The organism is Arenibacter sp. S6351L (genome assembly GCF_023016025.1).
In the GTDB taxonomy this organism is placed as follows: Bacteria; Bacteroidota; Bacteroidia; order Flavobacteriales; family Flavobacteriaceae; genus Arenibacter; species Arenibacter algicola_B.
In genome coordinates this window covers 1-18,471 of the sequence record NZ_JALKBB010000006.1, presented here as the reverse complement: position 1 = coordinate 18,471, position 18,471 = coordinate 1, and the positions used below count along the sequence as shown (strand labels likewise).

The following is an 18,471-nucleotide window of genomic DNA, read 5'->3' as shown; positions in this document are numbered from 1 at the left end:
GGATAAAACGGGTTTAAACTTCAAAGTTAAGCTTGGACCACAATTAGGAAATAAGCTCAAGAGTTGGGTTATTCCACCAATGTCCCTGCCTTTTTGGGGCCTAGTTCTACAATTTTCCTACAAGGTGACCCACGATTTTAATTATTGGGTCCCATTAACAAGTTGTGTATAAGTGAATCATGAAAAAACAATAAACCTCTAATGGCCTGACAACAAATCCCATACAACTTTAACGTACTTTAACTTTAAAGACTACAGTTATTCACCCAGTGTTAACAAAATACATTTTATAACAACTTAAATAATCGTATTTTTACCCCCTAACTTACTATGATAATGGGCAAAATAATTGCTATTGCTAATCAAAAGGGTGGTGTAGGAAAAACTACTACTTCGGTAAATTTAGCCGCCTCTTTGGGTGTATTGGAAAAAAAAGTATTACTAATAGACGCTGACCCCCAAGCTAATGCAACTTCCGGACTAGGATTGGATGTGGATAGTATTGAATTGGGAACCTACCAACTATTGGAACACACCAAAACAGCCGAAGAAACCATCGTTAAGACCTCCTCCCCAAATGTAGATCTTATCCCGGCACATATAGATCTTGTGGCCATCGAAATTGAATTGGTAGACAAGGACGACAGGGAATATATGATGAAAAATGCCATTCGCCATCTTAAGGACAAGTACGATTATATTCTTATAGATTGTGCGCCTTCCCTAGGTCTTTTAACATTAAACGCCCTTACTGCGGCCGATTCTGTTATGATTCCTATACAATGTGAATATTTTGCATTGGAAGGATTGGGCAAATTATTGAACACTATTAAAAGTGTTCAAAAAATACACAATCCTGAATTGGATATAGAAGGTATGGTACTTACCATGTACGATTCCAGATTAAGGCTTTCCAACCAAGTAGTGGAAGAGGTAAAAAAGCACTTTTCCGAAATGGTCTTCGATACCATAATTCAAAGAAATGTAAGGTTGAGCGAAGCCCCTAGTTATGGGGAAAGCATTATTAAATATGATGCCAGTAGCAAAGGAGCTGCCAATTATTTAAATTTGGCAAATGAAGTAGTTGTGAAAAACAAGGAGACAGTATAATGGCGAAAGCAATAAAAAAACAAGCGTTGGGCCGCGGATTATCAGCCCTATTGAAAGACCCGGAAAACGATATTCAGTCGGCCACCGACAAGAATGCCGATAAGGTTGTGGGCAATATTGTGGAATTGGATATGGACTCCATAGATGTGAATCCATTTCAGCCCCGTTCCAATTTCAATGATGAAGCACTGCAGGAATTGGCCTCTTCCATCAAAGAATTGGGAGTAATACAGCCAATAACGGTAAGAAAGCTGGATTTCAACAAATATCAATTAGTTTCAGGGGAACGTAGGTACAGGGCATCCAAATTAATTGGACTGGAAACCATACCCGCCTATATCCGTATTGCCAACGACCAGGAATCCCTGGAAATGGCCTTGGTTGAAAACATTCAACGACAGGATTTAGATCCCATTGAAATTGCACTATCCTACCAAAGATTGATCGATGAAATACAATTGACCCAGGAAAAGATGAGCGAAAGGGTTGGCAAAAAACGCTCTACGATTACCAACTATTTGCGCTTGTTACGATTGGATCCCATTATACAAACCGGTATACGTGACGGTTTTGTTAGCATGGGCCATGGACGGGCATTGGTCAATGTGGAAAAAAAACAGGACCAAATTGCCCTTTACGAAAAAATTGTAGGCGAAAATCTATCGGTGAGGGATACGGAAAAAGCTGTAAAGGATTATCAGGAAGGCAACACCAACGTAGCACCGGTAGCGGCCCCATCTGGCAAAGATTCAAAGAAAGCTGCCATAAGCCCTGATTTTATTAGCAAAAACCTTGGTACGTTCTCGGATTATTTATCCGTAAAAGTAGACATTAAGGCCTCTGAAAAAGGTAAAGGCAAAATCACCATCCCCTTTCACTCCAAGGAAGAATTCAATCGGTTAAAAAAATTGATTACGGGTGAGTAAATATCTTGTATCACTGGCTATATATTTTCTTTTTATCACCTTTGGACTAGGGCAGGAGGAAGAAAACAATACCCAGGTATCCGATTCTATTAGAACCTCTCTTAAAAAAGAGGGGGTTACCGTGGTCGACACCCTTAAAGTCAAAAAAAAAGCCATTAATCCTTTGGCACCAAGTAAGGCTGCCTTCTACTCCGCTGTGTTCCCCGGACTTGGCCAAATATATAACAAACGTTATTGGAAAGCCCCCATTGTTTATGCCATTATTGGTGGTGGAATATATGGCTATATATACAACGACGACCTCTATGACCGTTTTAGAACGGCATTCAAACGCCGCCAGGCCGGTTTTACGGATGATGAATTTTATGATCTGGGAACACCCAATGCCCCTGGGGCAGATCCTGATTTTTCGGAAGCAGCGTTGGAAAGTGCACAGGAAAGATATCAGGAAGACCGGGATTTATGGCTTCTTGTCACCATTGGGATGTACGCCCTGAATATTGTGGATGCCAATGTGGATTCGCATTTAAAACAATTTAACGTGGATGATGACCTTAGTATGGATTTTAAACCATTTTTGGACATGGACGCTATTACCGCCAAACCAGTTTATGGTATGGCATTAACCATTAAGTTTTAATTTATGAATATTGCCTTGTTCGGATATGGTAAAATGGGTAAAATGATTGAAAAGATCGCCCTAAAAAGAAACCATCATATTGTAGCTAAAATTGATTTGGACGCTACTGATATAAATTTTTCCGAAATAGACGTTGCTATCGATTTTAGCATGCCCAACGCCGCTTATGGAAACATTAAAAACTGTCTGGAACACAATGTTCCCATAATTTCCGGAACTACGGGTTGGCTTCAGGATTACCAAAAAGCCGTGGAATTATGTAAAAAAAATAATGGAGCATTCATTTACGCCTCCAATTTTAGTCTGGGTGTCAACCTTTTTTTTGAGCTAAACTCCTATTTGGCAAAATTGATGGCATCCCAAGAGCAATATCAGATTGCCATGGAAGAAATCCACCATACCCAAAAATTGGATGCCCCTAGCGGAACGGCCATTACTCTCGCCGAAGGTGTTATTGACAACACTAATTACACCAATTGGAAATTGGACAGTGCGGGGGACAAGGAAATTCCCATAACGGCCAAGCGTATCGCCGATACTCCCGGAACCCACACCGTTTCATATGAAAGCGAAGTGGATGGCATTGAAATTAAACATACCGCCCACAATAGGGAAGGTTTTGCTCTAGGAGCAGTGATTGCTGCGGAGTGGATCGTTGGAAAAACAGGGGTTTTCACAATGAAGGACGTGTTAAACCTTAGTTAAATAACGTAACAAAGAACGACTTAAAATGACCTAACGATTGATCAATACTTTTACAATTATCAATCTTTAGATAATAATTACCAATATGAACGGCACTCAGTGGATTATATTTATTTTAATTATTCAGGTGATACATTTTTTAGGTACCTGGAAATTATATGTAAAAGCAGGAAGAAAAGCATGGGAAGCTGCAATCCCAGTTTACAACGCCATTGTGCTGATGCAGATTATCAATAGGCCGAAATGGTGGGTTATTTTACTTTTTATCCCGATCATTAATTTATTGATGTTTCCCGTGGTCTGGGTCGAAACCCTTAGAAGTTTTGGGAAAAATAGTTTGCTGGATACCTGGCTGGCCATATTAACTTTAGGACTGTATATCTATTACGTAAACTATTTTGAGGACGTAAAATATATTGAAAACAGGGACATTCATCCCAAAACCGCACTCGGTGAATGGGTTAGCTCTATTGTATTTGCAATTGTAGCCGCTACTTTGGTCCACACCTATTTGATACAGCCCTTTGTTATCCCCACCAGTTCCTTGGAAAAAACCCTGCTCGTCGGTGATTTCCTTTTTGTAAGTAAATTTCATTATGGGGCAAGGATACCAATGACCACTGTTGCCGCACCCATGGTCCACGATACGCTTCCCGTACTAAAGACCAGATCCTATGTTGCGGATGTTGACCCTGCTACCTACAAAACTTCTATTTGGAATAAATTACAATTACCATATTTAAGACTTCCCGGGTTTAAAAAAGTAAAACGAAACGATATTGTTGTATTTAGCTGGCCGGCAGATACCGTATACCAGTTCTTTAAAAAACAGCAAGGGGTACGCAAACCCATCGACAAAAAATCCAACTATGTAAAACGTTGTGTTGGGGTACCTGGAGATTCGTTGACCATTAAAGATGGCTATGTTTACATCAACGGGGAAAAAACCGTTTTACCTTATAGGGCAAAGCCAGAATTCTTGCATACGGTTACCGTAGACGGACAATTTTCGAATGCCGCTATAGAACTTTTGGGCAGGGAGAACCTATCCGGAAATGTAATACGCGTTCCCAACAGCTCTCTCCAACAGGAACGGGCTACCGAGGTAATACAAGCCATGAATTTGGAAAAAATAAAATCCGATTCATCCTATACCTATTACGCGGGCAATGTGGGCAACCAAAAGGTGAAGGACTATTTAAAGTCCGAGGACATGAAGAATATGGCGCTCTTTAATTTAACCGAGGCAGAGGCCAAAAGCTATACAGGTAAGGATGGAATTACCTCTATCAACAAATTTTCCTATAAAAATCCCGATACCTCCGTATTTCCACAAAATGCAGCGCATGCAGGTACTGTGGACAATATGGGTGCGATATATATTCCCGAAAAAGGAAAAACGGTTCCCATTAACATAGAGGTACTCCCCATTTATGAAAAGATAATTAAGGAATACGAAGGAAATGACATTAAAGTGAATGGAAATCAAATCCTCATTAACGGCGAAGTTGCCGATTCCTACACTTTTAAACAGAATTACTATTGGATGATGGGAGATAACAGACATAGATCCGAAGACAGTAGATTCTGGGGCTATGTCCCTGAAGACCACATTGTAGGTACCCCTATTTTTATATGGATGAGTATTGATGGCATCAACGATGGCATGAGTAACTGGAAGGTAAGATGGGACAGGGTATTTACTACTGTAAACGGAGATGGTGAGCCTACCTCCTACTTTAAGTATTTCTTGATCCTGTTGGCCGCCTGGTTCATATTTGATTTCTTTAGGAAAAAGAAGAAAGTGGATGGTTAAAGCATCCATTAAAAATAATTAAATGTACCAATTGTTCAATTCAAACTTATCATATATCCCATTGATACATTAAACAATTATTACATTGATCAATCATAGAAACTATGACACTTCTGCTTCATCCTGGTTATTTTCCCAATATCGCCAATTTTGCCGCTATTGTTCAAAATGATATTTGTTGGGAAGTAATGGACAATTTTCAAAAACAAACTTTTCGAAACAGGTGTTATATTTGTACGGACCTAGGGATGCACATGCTCACAATACCCATAAAACACGTTGGTAACAAAAAAGGGAAGCAAAGGTACAGTGATGTACAAATGGACAACGATTATCCCTGGCAGAGACAACATTGGCGAACCCTGGAAACAGCGTATAGAACCTCTCCCTTCTTCGAGTTCTATGAAGATGATATTGCCCCATTGTACCACAATACATTCCACTCTTTAATGGATTTTAATTTGAAAACAATCGAGACCATATGCGAATGTTTGCAAATTAAAATGCCCTTGGACAGGACCAAAGTATTTGAGGTTGATGTTACCGACAAAATTGACGGGAGGACTTTAATCAATTCCAAAACAAAGCTTCAATTTCAACAGGCACAATATGTACAAGTATTTGAGGACAGAAATGACTTTATTCCTAATCTAAGTATTTTGGACCTTTTGTTCAATGAAGGTACCAACGCCTTGACCCATCTAAAAAACTTGAACCTAAACCTATCCAATGCTTAGGTTTTGTTTGCATTATGGAATTCATTTTATACTTCCAATTATTATTGGTCTGGTTTTCTTTAAGGAACACCGCCTAAAAATAATCTTGATACTGTTGGCTGGAATTCTTTTGGATTTAGATCACCTATTGGCAGACCCCATTTTTGACCCAGGCCGATGCAGTATCAACTTTCACCCCTTACATATGTATTGGGCCATTGCCGGTTACTTCCTATTACTTTTTTTTACAAAAACCAGGATCTTCGGAATTGCCTTTTTAATACACATATTGGCAGACACCGTAGACTGCTACTTAATGTAAGGTCCTTTCATGACACCCATTTACGGTTGGCAAACTACACCTGCCTCCTGTTTTATCCATATATCGTTAATTGGCCTCACTACCCATTACCACTCAATATTCTTCCTAATAATAAGACTACCACAATAAAAAACCGGGAAAAGACCATTTTAAGGACTTAAGAAAATTATTGCTATTTTGTATGAACTTTAAACAAGAGTAAATCTAATTGACAACAATAAAATGAAAGACCATACATCTACGCACTCTCCTACCCCAGGAAGAAGGGATTTTATAAAAAAATCGGGGATAGCAATTATAGGGAGTTCGCTGACATATCCTGCTATTTCTTTTGGAGCTACAACTGCATATAAGGACTCCCCTCTAAAAGTAGGCCTCATCGGTTGTGGCGGACGGGGAACCGGAGCTGCCGCCCAAGCCTTGGAAGCCGACCCCAATGTAGTTCTCTATGCCATGGGCGATGTTTTTGAAGATCGACTGGAGGAAGCGCATTCCGCGCTGTTGAAGATTGCAGGCGACAAAATAAAAGTGGACAAGCAGAAGAAGTTTATAGGTTTCGATGCCTATCTAAAAGTAATTGAATCTGGCGTAGATGTGGTCTTATTAACTACACCACCCGCATTTAGACCAGACCATCTAACCGCAGCTGTTAATGCTGGAAAACATGTTTTCTGTGAAAAACCGGTGGCAGTGGATGCTCCCGGCGTGCACAAAGTGCTTGCTGCAGCAAAAATGGCCAAAGAAAAAAAACTATCCCTGGTATCCGGCTTCTGTTTTAGGTATGACTATCCCAATAGGGCAGTATATGGCCGCGTTTTGGATGGAGCTATTGGAGATATTAGAACCGTTACCACTTTCCGCCATGGAGGGGAAGCTTGGTACAAGGAACGACAACCAGACTGGACCGATATGACATACAACATGCGCAACTGGTATTATTACAATTGGTTATCGGGGGATTTTGTCGTGGAACAGGCCGTTCATAGTTTAGACATGATGTCTTGGGTGATGGGAGATAAAATGCCCATAAGTGCCACTGGAACTGGGGGAAGACAAGTTAGGGTAGACAAAAAATACGGTAATATATTTGATCATTTTGCCGTGGAATTCGAATACGACAACGGGGCTAAAGGGTACCACTTTACTAGACAACAAAGTGATACGTCCCACAAAAATAGTGTTGAAGTATTTGGCAGTGAGGGTAGTGCCATAGTACATATTGGTCGTAAGTACGAAATAACAGGAAAGAACAAATGGACATATGACGGTGAAAGAAATAATATGTTCCAGACAGAGCACGATGAGCTTTTCGCTTCCATCAGAAATGGAAATCCGATCAACAATGGCGAATGGATGGCCACAAGTACCATGCTGGCCATATGGGCACGTATGGTTGGCTATACCGGCCAGACCATTAGCTGGGAACAGGCCTTTAATTCACAGGAAAGCCTAGGTCCCAAAGTGGATGAATATAATTGGGATTTAAAATGGCCAACACAACCCGTGGCCGTTCCCGGCAAAACTAAATTTATATAATTTACCCAAACGTACTTAAGACGCTACATCCTGTCAAAATAGTATTATGAGCCAAGGCATTCAATCAATTAACATAAACCAAACAACCCAATGAAGATATTTACAAACCTTTGCCTGTTGTTTACCTTGGCAACAAGTTTAAATGCCTTGGCCCAAAGCAAACCAATAAGCTTTGGTACCGAAACCACTTTGGAACAATTGGCCAGCAAGGAAAAGGTAAAAGAGAAACCCATTAACTGGATCAATGTAAATACAGATCCGGAAACTTGGCGAAAAGAAAAGGACATACTTATTTGTTCTGGTCTGCCCATTGGCGTTATGCGTTCAGAAAAGCAATATGAGAACTTTATCATGCTTGTGGAATGGCGACATATGGAAGCAGGTGGAAATTCTGGAGTATTTGTGTGGAGCGATGCCATACCAGGCGAAAAAGATCGCTTACCGGGAGGCGTGGAAGTGCAAATGCTGGAACTGGATTGGGTAAACCAAAATATACGTGATGGGGTAAAGCCTCCCATAGCATACGTACACGGCGAACTTTTTGGCGTTGGCGGAGTTAAAACAACACCCGACAACCCTAGGGGCACCAGAAGTAAATCCATCGAAAATAGGGCACTTGGCAAGGAGCAATGGAACAGTTACAAAGTGGTATGTGTAGATGGAACCATAAAACTCTCCGTAAATGGTAAATTTGTAAATGGCATAAGCAAATCGTCCATCAAAAAAGGTTACTTATGCCTGGAGTCCGAAGGTGCAGAAATCCAGTTTAAAAATTTTAAAATAATAGAATTACCACCCGGTGTTACATCGGAGGAACAAACTGCCAAGAAAGTATTTTAACGGCTCGTTGACGATTGGAACAGTTCCTAGCGCTTATAATAAGTAGGAACCGTAAAGGGTAAAAAAGTTAGGGTTCTTATTTTGTGGGAAACAAACTAATTGGAGTCTATTTTAATCGATGCCATTACCGGGAAATGATCCGATAATTTTATGTCGAAATTTCTATGGGCCTTAATTTCAAAAGCTTCATCGGCCAAAATAAAATCTATTCTAACAGGGTAATATCTAAAATTAAAGGTCCGGCCATAACCTGTTCCCTGTTCGGTAAAGGAATCGTTCATATCCCCTTTGATTACCTTGTAGACATTGGAAAATTGGGTGTTGTTAAAATCCCCACATACAATTTTCTTATAGGGCGCGGCTTCCATATGCTTCTCCACCAATTGCGCCTGCTCTCCCTGTTTTGCAAAGGATTTGCTCAACCTTTTCAGCAACCTCGCCTTGGGTTCATTTGATAATCGCCTTACACTAGGTATGATCCTATGAGACTCCAAATGAAGGTTATATAGCCTTAAGGTGTCCTTGTTAACAACGATATCGGCAAAAATGGCATTATTTCCACTATCGGGAAAATCCAAGGATCCACTATTGATTATTACGAATTTTGAATAAATGGCTTGAACGGATCTCTTTTCACTAGATTTATAGCCGGTAATAAATTTAAAGGGATACATCTTCTTTAGCTGCCTATCCTTAATACGGCTAAACTCCTGAATACATAATATATCAGGGGCTTCAGAGGTAATAAATTCCATTATACGCCCTTCAGCCGACGGGTCATTAAGCAAGTCGTACTTATTGAATCCCCTAACATTGTAACTCATGATACTCAGGTCCTTTTCCTTGATTTCCTCTTCGGCCAATTTAAACTTGAAAAAATTTCCCAAGAAGAAATAACCAAGCACCAATACAAAGGCAGATAGCCATAATTGCCTCTTTCTTTTAAACAGCCAGTAGGTCAAAAAAAGTAAATTGAAAAGAACCAATACAGGTACCGTAAGGCTCAGAATAGAAAAATAAGCAAAATGTGTCACAGAAATTTGTGGCACAAAACAAGAAATAAACAACAGAAGTGCAAAAATCGCATTTATGAAGAACAAGAATTTATCAATAAAATTAAGGTTCTTCACGTTTTATTCTTTTCCTGCCTTAAATAAAAAATCCTTTTCAGCTTTGGAAAGACTTTCGTAACCAGACTTGCTAATCTTATCCAAAATAGCATCTATTTTACGTTGCCGACTTTCTTTATCATAATTTTCTGTACTGGCCCCTCCTCGGTTCTCTTTGCGATAAACCGTTTTTAAGGGTGCTTTTCGTTCACTTCGCTTAAATAAATTGGCAATGGCATCCAAAAACTTGGCAAAACCGCTACCTATATCGTTGCCGTTAATAAGCTGGCGTGCATAAAAATAACCCAATGCGGCACCGCCCAAATGGGCCAAACGGCCTCCTACATTACCTCCCATTGAAATTTGAATAAGATCCAACAGCACAACAAAGACCCCTATATGCCACAGTTTTACATTAAAAAAAATAACTCTCACCTCCTGATTGGGCAAATAGGAACAAACAAATATTAGTACAGCAGTAACCCCGGCAGAGGCACCTATCAAGGATGTATTTATACCCAATAGGGCGGGAAATATATTATAACTCAATAAGAATATCATTCCCCCAAGAATTACCCCTAAAAAGTACACATTGAGAAACCTGCGATTATCAAAGAGGTTCATAAATATTCTACCCGCATAATACAGCATCAACATGTTCCAAAAAATATGGCCCAACCCGGAATGAAAAAAAGAATAGGTGACAATGGACCATGGCTGGGTTAGAAAATGAAAAAAGTCCTTTGGAAGTTCAAACCATCCAATAATGCTATCCCCAGAAAAACCAAACAATATCTTTAGCAATCCACTAAGAATAAATACCGCCACATTAATGACTATAAGCCTTTCAGCAATATTTAACCTGTTGTAATAATACCTAATATTCTGATTGCCCATTACCTGTCCCAGCGATTGTTGTTAAACTGATTTTTTTTCCAATACCACATCATTATAAACCCAAATAACGCACCGCCGACATGGGCAAAATGAGCTATTCCGTTTCCAAAAATTGAATACCCCGTTACCCCTGAAAACAAATCAAGCCCAATTAATACAGGGATAAAATATTTGGCCTTTACAGGGACTGGAATAAACATTAAAAAAAGTTCACTATTGGGATAAGACATTCCAAAGGCCACCAAAACACCATATATGGCACCGGAAGCTCCTACCGCAGGAGTATTATAAGCACCCAAAAAATTATCTATGGTACTCTTGGAGGCTACATCGTACCAACTGGGACTGTATTTGCCACCAGTAATAATTTCCATTATCTGTTCTTTGGGAATTCCTGAACTTACTAGAGCGTCCAACCCTTGATTAAAATAATAGTAGTTCACGCCTGTGTGGATCAAGGCAGCCCCGATTCCTGCCGAGAAATAAAAGAAGAAAAATTTATTTCTTCCCCACATACGCTCCAGTGGTGAACCAAAGGCCCATAGAGCATACATATTGAACAAAATATGCATAAATCCACCATGCATAAACATGTGCGATATAACCTGCCAAAACCCAAAATTTTCATTTTTCGGAAACCAAAGGGAAAACCATTGGTACATTTGATCACCGTATAATTGAGTTGCCACAAAAAACAACACATTTATAATTATCAAATGCTTTACTGCGTCCGTAATCCTACCCATTTATATAAATTTTTTATCAATATCGTCCTCGGTAATGGTGACGTATATTGGTTTATTAAAAGGACTTACCCCAGATTCCTTACAGGCAAACAAATCGTTTACCAGAGCCAACTGGGAATCGCTGTCCAATATCTCTCCTGTTTTTACCGATAAGGATTTGGCCAAGGTTTTTGCCAATATATCGGTCTGCGAAAAGCCATCAACCACAAAATCCTGCTGATAGTCCGATATCAATTGATCTAGAATAATCCCTACCTCACTTTCCGGGACGGACAGGGGCACCCCTGTTACCGTTACCTCTTCCCCACTAATACTATCAAAAACAAACCCTACCGTGGTTAAACTATCCTGAATTTCTTCAATAATAGCGCAATCGGATTTGGAAAACGTCAAAGATAAGGGAAATAACAGTTGTTGGCTAACTGCCTCCTTGATGGTTATATTTTTCAAAAACTTTTCATAGAGTACCCTTTGATGCGCCCTACTCTGATCTATGACCACCATGCCGGATTTAATTGTGGTCACAATGTATTTTCTCCTTAATTGCAAAGTGGTCGTACCAGTGTCAATGGTCTCTTTTTTATTCTCAAAAATAGAACCTGTAATAGTATCGGATTCGAAGCTTACACTACTAAACCCAGAATTCTTCCCTATATTGGATTCCATTCCAACATATAAGCTATCCCAACTTTTTGTATTCTGTTTTTGAAAGCTTGGCCGTTGTGCCGTTCCGGTTCCTGAGCCTTCCTTAAAAGGATTAAAACTCGAATCCACGTTAATTCTGGGCAATTCCGCAGATTTATTCTTGTAGTCATATGGCGTTTCCAGATTTTGATCCTGCTCAAAATCCAAGGACGGGATTACGTTGAATTGTCCCAAACTATGTTTCACGGTAGACCTTAAAATGGCATAAAGGGTATGCTCATCATCAAACTTAATTTCCGTTTTGGTAGGATGGATATTGATATCGATAGAACCCGGATCCACGGTTAAATACAAGAAATACCCCGGATGGTTTTCCTTTTTGATAAGTCCATCAAAAGCTCCCAAAATAGCGTGATGCAGGTATGGGCTTTTTATAAACCTATTGTTTACAAAAAAAAACTGCTCTCCCCTACTCTTTTTTGCGTATTCCGGCTTACTTATATAACCGCTTATCTGTACTACTTGTGTATCCTCATTTACCGGGACCAACTTTTCATTGGTCTTGGCACCAAAAATATTCACAATTCGCTGCCTACTATTGGAATTGGGCAGGTTGAACAATTCACTTCCGTTATTATAAAAATGAAAATTGATAGATGAATGGGCCAGGGCTACTCTGTGAAATTCATCCAAAATATGACGCAGTTCCACATTGTTGGATTTAAGGAAATTTCGTCTGGCGGGAATATTAAAAAACAAATTCTTCACCATCATAGAGGTCCCCTTCGGAGCCACGGTCACTTCTTGTGATATAATCTTACTGCCCTCAATCTTAATATGCGTAGCCACCTCATCATCAGCCGTTCTTGTCTGCATTTCCACATGGGCAATAGCGGCAATGGAGGCCAAGGCCTCTCCCCTAAAACCCTTGGTATTCAGCTGAAAAAGATCTTCCGCTTTTTGAATCTTGGATGTTGCGTGCCGCTCAAAACTTAGTCGGGCATCGGTAACGCTCATTCCTACGCCATCATCAATTACTTGGATAAGTGTTTTTCCACCGTCCTTCACCACTAATTTTATGGTAGAAGCCCCTGCATCTATAGCATTTTCCATAAGCTCCTTCACTACCGAGGCCGGACGTTGAACTACTTCCCCTGCGGCAATCTGGTTGGCAACATGGTCTGGCAAAAGCTTAATAATATCTGCCATTATCGAGTTATAAAGATAGATAGATCGAAATCTATGATGTAAAGAAAAATAAGAATCAGGACGGCAATTATTATAAGGGTTCTAATTTTTTGATTTCGGCTTCCGGATTGTTTCAGATCGTCCATAGCCCTACCGAACTTGCCTTTAAGCCCGCTACGACCGTCCATAGTAGGTCTAAATTTGTCTAGTTTATGTTCTATTTTGTACGGACTTCCCTCACCTTTATCGTTGAAGTAGCGAGGTGTATAATTGAACTTTTTATTTTTGCGTAATTTCGAAAACTTTCCCATAATCCTTATTGTTTCAAAGTTACTCAAAAACAAAAAACATGCCTTAAATCCCTTGCCAAAAAATGTTAACAATTACAGGAAATACGCCTATTTTTCATCAAAACCAACAAGCTCAATAAAGAAAATTTTTGGAAACTAGCGAAGGCTTGCCATTTTTATGGCCGCTATAGCCGCCTCGGCTCCTTTATTACCATGTTTACCCCCACTACGGTCTATAGCCTGCTGCATATTGTTATCCGTTAGAACACAAAAAATAACAGGAACTTGGGTCCTTACGTTCAAATCCATTATCCCCTGTGCAGTAGCGCTACATACAAAATCGAAATGTTTGGTCTCCCCCTGAATTACACTTCCTATGGCAATAACAGCGTCCACCTTCTTGGATTCTATCATTTTCTTGGCGCCAAAGGTAAGTTCAAAACTCCCAGGAACGTTCCATCGAATAATATTTTCCGCATTGGCACCGCAATCCAAAAGCGCCTCCATAGCCCCATCGTAAAGTCCTTCGGTAATTGTCTCATTCCACTCTGAAACAACAATCCCAAACCGAAGATCCTTCGCGTTTGGGATTGTTGTTTTATCGTAAGCCGATAAATTTTTATTAGCCGTAGCCATACTAGTTGTTTTTTGCCTTACCTATAAATGCATCAATAGTCCTAGCTTCATCCGAGCTTGGGTATTCATCCTTTATTCTTTGGAAATATTTTAGCGCCTTACTATTTTCCTTCAATTCCAAAGCGGTAACACCAGCTTTATACAAAAATTTAGGAGTTGTAAAGTCATTGGCACTATGGGCAAAAGCCTGCTCATAATATCCCAAGGCATCACTAGGCTGGTTCAATTGAAGAAAAGCATCACCCAAACCACCTTTTGCCAAGGCACCCAAAATTAAATCATCGGATGAAAATCCTTCCAAATACTTTATGGCTTCGTCATATTTCTGCATATTCAAATAAGCCATCCCAGCCGAATATTTGGCCAAATTGGCTGCAGGAGTACCATTGTACTCTTCAATTATATCCAAATATCCATACTTACCTTCTGCCCCGTTCAAGGCTAGGGTAAATAGGGAATCCTTTTCAGCGGTAGCCGCTAATGCTTGATCAAAATATTGTTGTGGATATAACATTTCATTGGCAGCACTTGCTTCCTTTGGCTTCTCCACAAATTGAAAATACGCCATATAACCCAAAACAGCCACGGCAATCACCCCAATTACACCAAGAATATAATTTTGATTTCTGGAAACCCATTCCTCCGATCTGGAAGCTCCTTCATCCAACGAACTAAATACCTCTGCAGTTGTACTTTCCTGCTCATCCAACAAAATCTCCTCTTCTTTATTTTTAGGTTTAAAACCTCTTTTCTTGTATGTTGCCATTTTTGAATTTTATTAATCGCGCAAAAATAAAGTTTTTATCCAAAACCGAACGGGTATTTATTCGTTATTTTTGGATATTTTATAGTTTCCGGGAGGAATAAAATTAAATATTTTACAAGTCAGAATGTTTCTAAAGAAATTATCACTTATTAATTATAAAAACTTTGCGTCCGAAAATTTCGAATTCGATGCCAAAATAAATTGTTTCGTGGGCGATAATGGGGTTGGTAAAACCAATGTTTTGGATGCCATTTACCACCTTTCCTTTGGAAAAAGTTATTTTAATCCAGTTGCTACCCAAAATATAAAGCACGAAGAGGATTTTTTCGTGATCGATGGGGAATTTCAAAAAAATGACAGGGAAGAAAGGATTCTCTGCAGCCTAAAAAAGGGGATGAAGAAAATCATCAAACGCAATGGCAAGGCTTACGATAAATTCTCTGACCATATTGGCTTTCTGCCCTTGGTCATTATTTCGCCGGCAGACCGTGACCTGATCATTGAAGGCAGTGAAACCAGAAGAAAGTTTATGGATGGTGTAATCTCACAGTCCGATAAGGACTACCTACAAAATCTGATCAAGTATAACAAAACCCTAAGTCAGAGAAATTCCCTTCTAAAGTATTTTGCCGTTAACCAGACTTTTGACAAAACCACTTTGGCCATCTATAATGAACAGCTTCAGGAATACGGAAGTACAATTTTTTCAAAAAGGGCCAAATTCTTGGAAGAGTTCATACCTATATTCAAGGAACAGTATCTTGCCATTTCGGGCGGAAAAGAGCCCGTAAACTTAACGTATGATAGCAAGTTATTGGACAACGATCTCTTAACTTTATTGGAACGGAGTCTGGAAAAGGATAAAGCCCTTCAATACACAAGTGTTGGCACACATAAAGATGACCTCAACTTTGAGATAGATGGTCACCCAATAAAAAAATTTGGTAGCCAAGGGCAGCAGAAATCATTCTTGATCGCCTTAAAACTGGCACAATTTTACTTTATAAAAAAACAGGCCGGAACTACGCCCTTGTTACTTTTAGATGATATTTTTGACAAATTGGACGAAAACCGGGTGGCCCATATCATTAATTTGGTAGATGAAGAAAATTTTGGACAAATATTCCTTAGTGACACCCATGCCGATAGAACGGAGGAAGTTGTAAAAAAAATACATCAATCCTATAAAATATTTAAATTGTAGTATGCGATATGTTTATATTATAGTTATCTTAATTGGCCTTGCTGGCTGCCAAAATAAAGTGGATAAACTGGATTTACCCTATTTGAACGGCTACTGGGAGATAGAAAAAGTTTCTTTCCCGGATGGCAGCGAAAAGGAATACACAGTTAATACCAGTATAGACTACATTGAAATAAACGACCTAAAGGGATATCGAAAAAAGGTACAACCAAAATTTAACGGAACCTACGATACTTCCAATGATGCGGAATTGTTTACTATTTATGAGAAAGACGGTGTTTTTACCATAAACTACGCAACAGATCTGAGCGAATGGCATGAAAAAATTGTGAATCTATCGGAGAATAACTTTACAGTTCTAAGTGAGGAAAACATAAAATACCACTACAAAAGATTTGAACCCATTAATATTGAGTAAAAATGGCTAAGAGAAAAAACGACAACCTTAGGCTTGGTGAAGCCCTGCAGGAATTTATTTCTGAAAATAAATTACAAAAGGGAATGGACCGTGTAAATGCTCGTGAAGCTTGGATAAATCTCATGGGCAATGGTGTTAACAACTATACTACGGCCATAGAATTACGGAGCGACACCCTTTTTGTTTCACTATCTTCATCCGTACTTAGAGAGGAGCTAAGCTTGGGCAAATCCAAGATCATAAAATTATTGAACGAGGAATTGGGAAAGGATCTAATCACAAAAATTGTTCTGAGATAAGTTTCCGATTTACATTAACACAAAAAAAACACGCCTTTGGGCGTGTTTTTTAATAATATGAAAATAGGTTCTTAGAAAATTTCCCTTCCAGCAAAATGAAATGCACCTTCTATGGCAGCATTTTCGTCACTATCAGAACCATGTACCGCATTTTCAGCTATTGAGGTAGCGAACAATTTTCGTATAGTCCCTTCTGCAGCATCTGCAGGGTTTGTTGCACCGATCAAGGCGCGAAAATCTTCAACCGCATTATCCTTTTCCAGGATAGCGGATACAATTGGCCCTCTGGTCATAAAATCAACCAATTCCCCAAAAAAAGGACGTTCCTTATGTATTGCATAAAACGCTTGTGCATCCCTTCTGCTCAATTGCGTATATTTCATTGCCACGATCTTGAATCCGGCCGAAGTTATTTTGTCCAAAATTCCACCGATGTGTCCATTCTCAACGGCATCGGGCTTAATCATGGTAAATGTTCTATTTGTGCTCATTACTCTTAAATTTTGCGCAAAAATACGTTTTATTCTAAAACTCACAATATTTGGGGTACATCTTATGATCTATAATACACTTTATCGATGATGACACCCTTTTCAAGGTGCATTTGAACCTACAAATCAAAACCATATACCTTTTTTCCACTTAGTCCCTATATTTGTACCAATATGAACATAAGCCACTAACTTTAGGATCCAATCCCAAAAACAATTGTAACGGATGAAAAAAAAATTCTTTAAACTTCTGGCAAAATTAAATAAGTTGGTATTGCCGTCCTATTCAAAAAAACAGCTAGACCTTTCAAAGGCCACAAAAATACAAATGGCCATTATAGGTTGGCGTTACTTAGTAACCACGAATGCCTTGGATTAATATTGTATAAGGGCCTCAATGGGGTAATCGGACAACTTGTCCCTGCCCTTTAAAAACTTTAGTTCCAACAAAAAGTTGCACTGCACTACTTCTCCACCCAACTTTTCTATAAGTTTACAAACAGCTTTTGCTGTCCCTCCGGTAGCCAGTACATCATCATGAATAAGTACCTTCTCCCCTTTTATTATACTATCCACATGAATTTCCAGAACATCCGTACCATATTCCAGGGCATAGGGCTCACTAATTGTTTGATGCGGCAACTTTCCGCGCTTTCTAACGGGGACAAAGCCGGCATTGAGTCGGGTTGCCAATAGGGGTGCGAAGAAAAACCCGCGACTCTCCATACCCACTACTTTATCTACCTTTTTATTTTTGATCATTTCAAACAGGGCTTCGGCTGCGATCGCCAAGGCGTTAGCATCCTGTAATAAGGGCGTAATATCCTTAAAGGAGATTCCTTTTTCTGGGAAATCCGGGATATCCCGAATATATTTCTTTAAATCCATTTATTTTGGTTGCTGTAATTTTGTGGTAAATTTAAAAAGAAATATATTTGCAGCCCGTTAAACGGGAAAAATGAATTTTTACAATGGCCTCGTGGCGCAACTGAATAGCGCATCTGATTACGGCTCAGAAGGTTACTGGTTTGAATCCAGTCGAGGTCACCACAAGCAAGAAACCACGTCTTTTTAGTCGTGGTTCTTTTTTTTGCGGAAAAAGCCAAACGCAGTTTGAGGTTTTGAAGTAAAACAAAGAACCAGCAGCGATAACTGCGGGGTTTCTTATTTG

General features: G+C 39.4%; 22 protein-coding genes and 1 tRNA gene. 14 read left to right on the top strand and 9 right to left on the bottom strand.

The window, feature by feature from the left end; translation table 11 throughout:
* Positions 1-336: 336 nt before the first annotated feature.
* From MWU82_RS06525 to MWU82_RS06485, 9 genes are all read left to right on the top strand, one after another.
* Positions 337-1,110, top strand: a complete 774-nt coding sequence (locus MWU82_RS06525) for an AAA family ATPase (RefSeq protein ID WP_215946410.1) — start codon at positions 337-339, stop codon at positions 1,108-1,110.
* Positions 1,110-2,036: a ParB/RepB/Spo0J family partition protein gene (locus MWU82_RS06520; RefSeq protein ID WP_247095741.1), complete on the top strand. Its 927-nt coding sequence runs from the start codon at positions 1,110-1,112 to the stop codon at positions 2,034-2,036. Before MWU82_RS06525 ends, MWU82_RS06520 begins: the two co-directional genes overlap by 1 nt.
* On the top strand, positions 2,029-2,676 hold the full coding sequence (locus MWU82_RS06515; RefSeq protein ID WP_247095739.1) for a DUF5683 domain-containing protein: 648 nt from the start codon (positions 2,029-2,031) through the stop codon (positions 2,674-2,676). The genes MWU82_RS06520 and MWU82_RS06515 overlap by 8 nt, the downstream gene beginning before the upstream one ends.
* Before the next feature lie 3 nt (positions 2,677-2,679).
* Positions 2,680-3,381: a 4-hydroxy-tetrahydrodipicolinate reductase gene (dapB, locus tag MWU82_RS06510; RefSeq protein WP_215946408.1), complete on the top strand. Its 702-nt coding sequence runs from the start codon at positions 2,680-2,682 to the stop codon at positions 3,379-3,381.
* Between the two features lie 85 nt (positions 3,382-3,466).
* Entirely contained in the window at positions 3,467-5,197 is a 1,731-nt protein-coding gene (gene lepB / locus MWU82_RS06505) for a signal peptidase I (RefSeq protein WP_215946407.1), read from the top strand.
* A gap of 104 nt (positions 5,198-5,301) precedes the next feature.
* The gene (locus tag MWU82_RS06500; protein ID WP_247095738.1) at positions 5,302-5,934 is read left to right on the top strand and encodes a WbqC family protein; all 633 of its coding nucleotides are present in this window, start codon (positions 5,302-5,304) and stop codon (positions 5,932-5,934) included.
* Positions 5,927-6,235 (top strand): DUF6122 family protein, encoded by a 309-nt coding sequence (locus MWU82_RS06495; protein ID WP_247095737.1) that lies wholly within the window; start codon positions 5,927-5,929, stop codon positions 6,233-6,235. The genes MWU82_RS06500 and MWU82_RS06495 overlap by 8 nt, the downstream gene beginning before the upstream one ends.
* A 222-nt stretch (positions 6,236-6,457) precedes the next feature.
* Positions 6,458-7,771, top strand: a complete 1,314-nt coding sequence (locus tag MWU82_RS06490) for a Gfo/Idh/MocA family oxidoreductase (protein ID WP_247095735.1) — start codon at positions 6,458-6,460, stop codon at positions 7,769-7,771.
* Positions 7,772-7,861: 90 nt separating this feature from the next.
* The gene (locus MWU82_RS06485) at positions 7,862-8,611 is read left to right on the top strand and encodes a DUF1080 domain-containing protein (protein WP_215946404.1); all 750 of its coding nucleotides are present in this window, start codon (positions 7,862-7,864) and stop codon (positions 8,609-8,611) included.
* A 95-nt stretch (positions 8,612-8,706) separates the two neighbouring features.
* Here MWU82_RS06485 and MWU82_RS06480 read toward each other — a convergent pair whose 3' ends face one another.
* The 7 genes from MWU82_RS06480 to MWU82_RS06450 all read right to left on the bottom strand — a co-directional run bounded on the left by MWU82_RS06480 (position 8,707) and on the right by MWU82_RS06450 (position 14,888).
* On the bottom strand, positions 8,707-9,741 hold the full coding sequence (locus tag MWU82_RS06480) for an endonuclease/exonuclease/phosphatase family protein (RefSeq protein WP_247095733.1): 1,035 nt from the start codon (positions 9,739-9,741) through the stop codon (positions 8,707-8,709).
* Positions 9,742-9,744: 3 nt separating this feature from the next.
* Positions 9,745-10,617, bottom strand: coding sequence for a rhomboid family intramembrane serine protease (locus MWU82_RS06475; protein WP_215946402.1), 873 nt, complete (start codon positions 10,615-10,617; stop codon positions 9,745-9,747).
* Positions 10,617-11,363 (bottom strand): rhomboid family intramembrane serine protease, encoded by a 747-nt coding sequence (locus tag MWU82_RS06470; RefSeq protein ID WP_215946401.1) that lies wholly within the window; start codon positions 11,361-11,363, stop codon positions 10,617-10,619. The genes MWU82_RS06475 and MWU82_RS06470 overlap by 1 nt, the downstream gene beginning before the upstream one ends.
* Entirely contained in the window at positions 11,364-13,217 is a 1,854-nt protein-coding gene (gene mutL, locus MWU82_RS06465; RefSeq protein ID WP_247095732.1) for a DNA mismatch repair endonuclease MutL, read from the bottom strand. It abuts the gene before it with no gap.
* A complete protein-coding gene (locus MWU82_RS06460) occupies positions 13,217-13,507 on the bottom strand; it encodes a riboflavin synthase subunit beta (RefSeq protein ID WP_215946399.1) in 291 nt (96 codons plus the stop codon). The genes mutL and MWU82_RS06460 overlap by 1 nt, the downstream gene beginning before the upstream one ends.
* Before the next feature lie 135 nt (positions 13,508-13,642).
* On the bottom strand, positions 13,643-14,122 hold the full coding sequence (ribH, locus tag MWU82_RS06455) for a 6,7-dimethyl-8-ribityllumazine synthase (protein WP_215946398.1): 480 nt from the start codon (positions 14,120-14,122) through the stop codon (positions 13,643-13,645).
* A gap of 1 nt (position 14,123) precedes the next feature.
* Complete coding sequence (locus tag MWU82_RS06450) at positions 14,124-14,888, bottom strand: tetratricopeptide repeat protein (protein WP_215946397.1); 765 nt, start codon at positions 14,886-14,888, stop codon at positions 14,124-14,126.
* A 124-nt stretch (positions 14,889-15,012) separates the two neighbouring features.
* On the opposite strand from MWU82_RS06450, the gene MWU82_RS06445 reads away from it, so the two are divergent.
* From MWU82_RS06445 to MWU82_RS06435, 3 genes are read left to right on the top strand one after another with little or no spacing between them, the layout of a single operon-like run.
* Complete coding sequence (locus MWU82_RS06445) at positions 15,013-16,092, top strand: DNA replication/repair protein RecF (RefSeq protein ID WP_215946396.1); 1,080 nt, start codon at positions 15,013-15,015, stop codon at positions 16,090-16,092.
* A gap of 1 nt (position 16,093) precedes the next feature.
* A complete protein-coding gene (locus tag MWU82_RS06440; protein WP_215946395.1) occupies positions 16,094-16,510 on the top strand; it encodes a lipocalin family protein in 417 nt (138 codons plus the stop codon).
* Positions 16,511-16,512: 2 nt separating this feature from the next.
* Entirely contained in the window at positions 16,513-16,809 is a 297-nt protein-coding gene (locus MWU82_RS06435; protein WP_215946394.1) for a DUF721 domain-containing protein, read from the top strand.
* A gap of 71 nt (positions 16,810-16,880) precedes the next feature.
* Here MWU82_RS06435 and MWU82_RS06430 read toward each other — a convergent pair whose 3' ends face one another.
* Positions 16,881-17,300, bottom strand: coding sequence for a nucleoside-diphosphate kinase (locus MWU82_RS06430; RefSeq protein ID WP_031442810.1), 420 nt, complete (start codon positions 17,298-17,300; stop codon positions 16,881-16,883).
* Positions 17,301-17,526: 226 nt separating this feature from the next.
* Between MWU82_RS06430 and MWU82_RS06425 the strand changes: the two genes are divergently transcribed.
* The gene (locus MWU82_RS06425; protein ID WP_247095730.1) at positions 17,527-17,679 is read left to right on the top strand and encodes an SsrA-binding protein; all 153 of its coding nucleotides are present in this window, start codon (positions 17,527-17,529) and stop codon (positions 17,677-17,679) included.
* On the opposite strand, the gene MWU82_RS06420 is transcribed toward MWU82_RS06425, so the two are convergent.
* Complete coding sequence (locus MWU82_RS06420; RefSeq protein ID WP_247095729.1) at positions 17,676-18,188, bottom strand: adenine phosphoribosyltransferase; 513 nt, start codon at positions 18,186-18,188, stop codon at positions 17,676-17,678. The genes MWU82_RS06425 and MWU82_RS06420 overlap by 4 nt on opposite strands.
* 85 nt (positions 18,189-18,273) lie before the next feature.
* On the opposite strand from MWU82_RS06420, the gene MWU82_RS06415 reads away from it, so the two are divergent.
* A tRNA-Arg gene (locus MWU82_RS06415) sits at positions 18,274-18,350 on the top strand.
* The last annotated feature ends 121 nt before the right edge of the window (positions 18,351-18,471 follow it).

Coding starts and splice junctions, on each gene's coding strand:
- MWU82_RS06525 (WP_215946410.1), top strand. CDS start 337: ATGGGCAAAATAATTGCTATTGCTAATCAAAAGGGTGGTGTAGGAAAA.
- MWU82_RS06520 (WP_247095741.1), top strand. CDS start 1,110: ATGGCGAAAGCAATAAAAAAACAAGCGTTGGGCCGCGGATTATCAGCC.
- dapB (WP_215946408.1), top strand. CDS start 2,680: ATGAATATTGCCTTGTTCGGATATGGTAAAATGGGTAAAATGATTGAA.
- lepB (WP_215946407.1), top strand. CDS start 3,467: ATGAACGGCACTCAGTGGATTATATTTATTTTAATTATTCAGGTGATA.
- MWU82_RS06500 (WP_247095738.1), top strand. CDS start 5,302: ATGACACTTCTGCTTCATCCTGGTTATTTTCCCAATATCGCCAATTTT.
- MWU82_RS06495 (WP_247095737.1), top strand. CDS start 5,927: ATGCTTAGGTTTTGTTTGCATTATGGAATTCATTTTATACTTCCAATT.
- MWU82_RS06490 (WP_247095735.1), top strand. CDS start 6,458: ATGAAAGACCATACATCTACGCACTCTCCTACCCCAGGAAGAAGGGAT.
- MWU82_RS06485 (WP_215946404.1), top strand. CDS start 7,862: ATGAAGATATTTACAAACCTTTGCCTGTTGTTTACCTTGGCAACAAGT.
- MWU82_RS06475 (WP_215946402.1), bottom strand. CDS start 10,617: ATGGGCAATCAGAATATTAGGTATTATTACAACAGGTTAAATATTGCT.
- MWU82_RS06470 (WP_215946401.1), bottom strand. CDS start 11,363: ATGGGTAGGATTACGGACGCAGTAAAGCATTTGATAATTATAAATGTG.
- mutL (WP_247095732.1), bottom strand. CDS start 13,217: ATGGCAGATATTATTAAGCTTTTGCCAGACCATGTTGCCAACCAGATT.
- MWU82_RS06460 (WP_215946399.1), bottom strand. CDS start 13,507: ATGGGAAAGTTTTCGAAATTACGCAAAAATAAAAAGTTCAATTATACA.
- ribH (WP_215946398.1), bottom strand. CDS start 14,122: ATGGCTACGGCTAATAAAAATTTATCGGCTTACGATAAAACAACAATC.
- MWU82_RS06450 (WP_215946397.1), bottom strand. CDS start 14,888: ATGGCAACATACAAGAAAAGAGGTTTTAAACCTAAAAATAAAGAAGAG.
- MWU82_RS06445 (WP_215946396.1), top strand. CDS start 15,013: ATGTTTCTAAAGAAATTATCACTTATTAATTATAAAAACTTTGCGTCC.
- MWU82_RS06440 (WP_215946395.1), top strand. CDS start 16,094: ATGCGATATGTTTATATTATAGTTATCTTAATTGGCCTTGCTGGCTGC.
- MWU82_RS06435 (WP_215946394.1), top strand. CDS start 16,513: ATGGCTAAGAGAAAAAACGACAACCTTAGGCTTGGTGAAGCCCTGCAG.
- MWU82_RS06430 (WP_031442810.1), bottom strand. CDS start 17,300: ATGAGCACAAATAGAACATTTACCATGATTAAGCCCGATGCCGTTGAG.
- MWU82_RS06425 (WP_247095730.1), top strand. CDS start 17,527: ATGAAAAAAAAATTCTTTAAACTTCTGGCAAAATTAAATAAGTTGGTA.
- MWU82_RS06420 (WP_247095729.1), bottom strand. CDS start 18,188: ATGGATTTAAAGAAATATATTCGGGATATCCCGGATTTCCCAGAAAAA.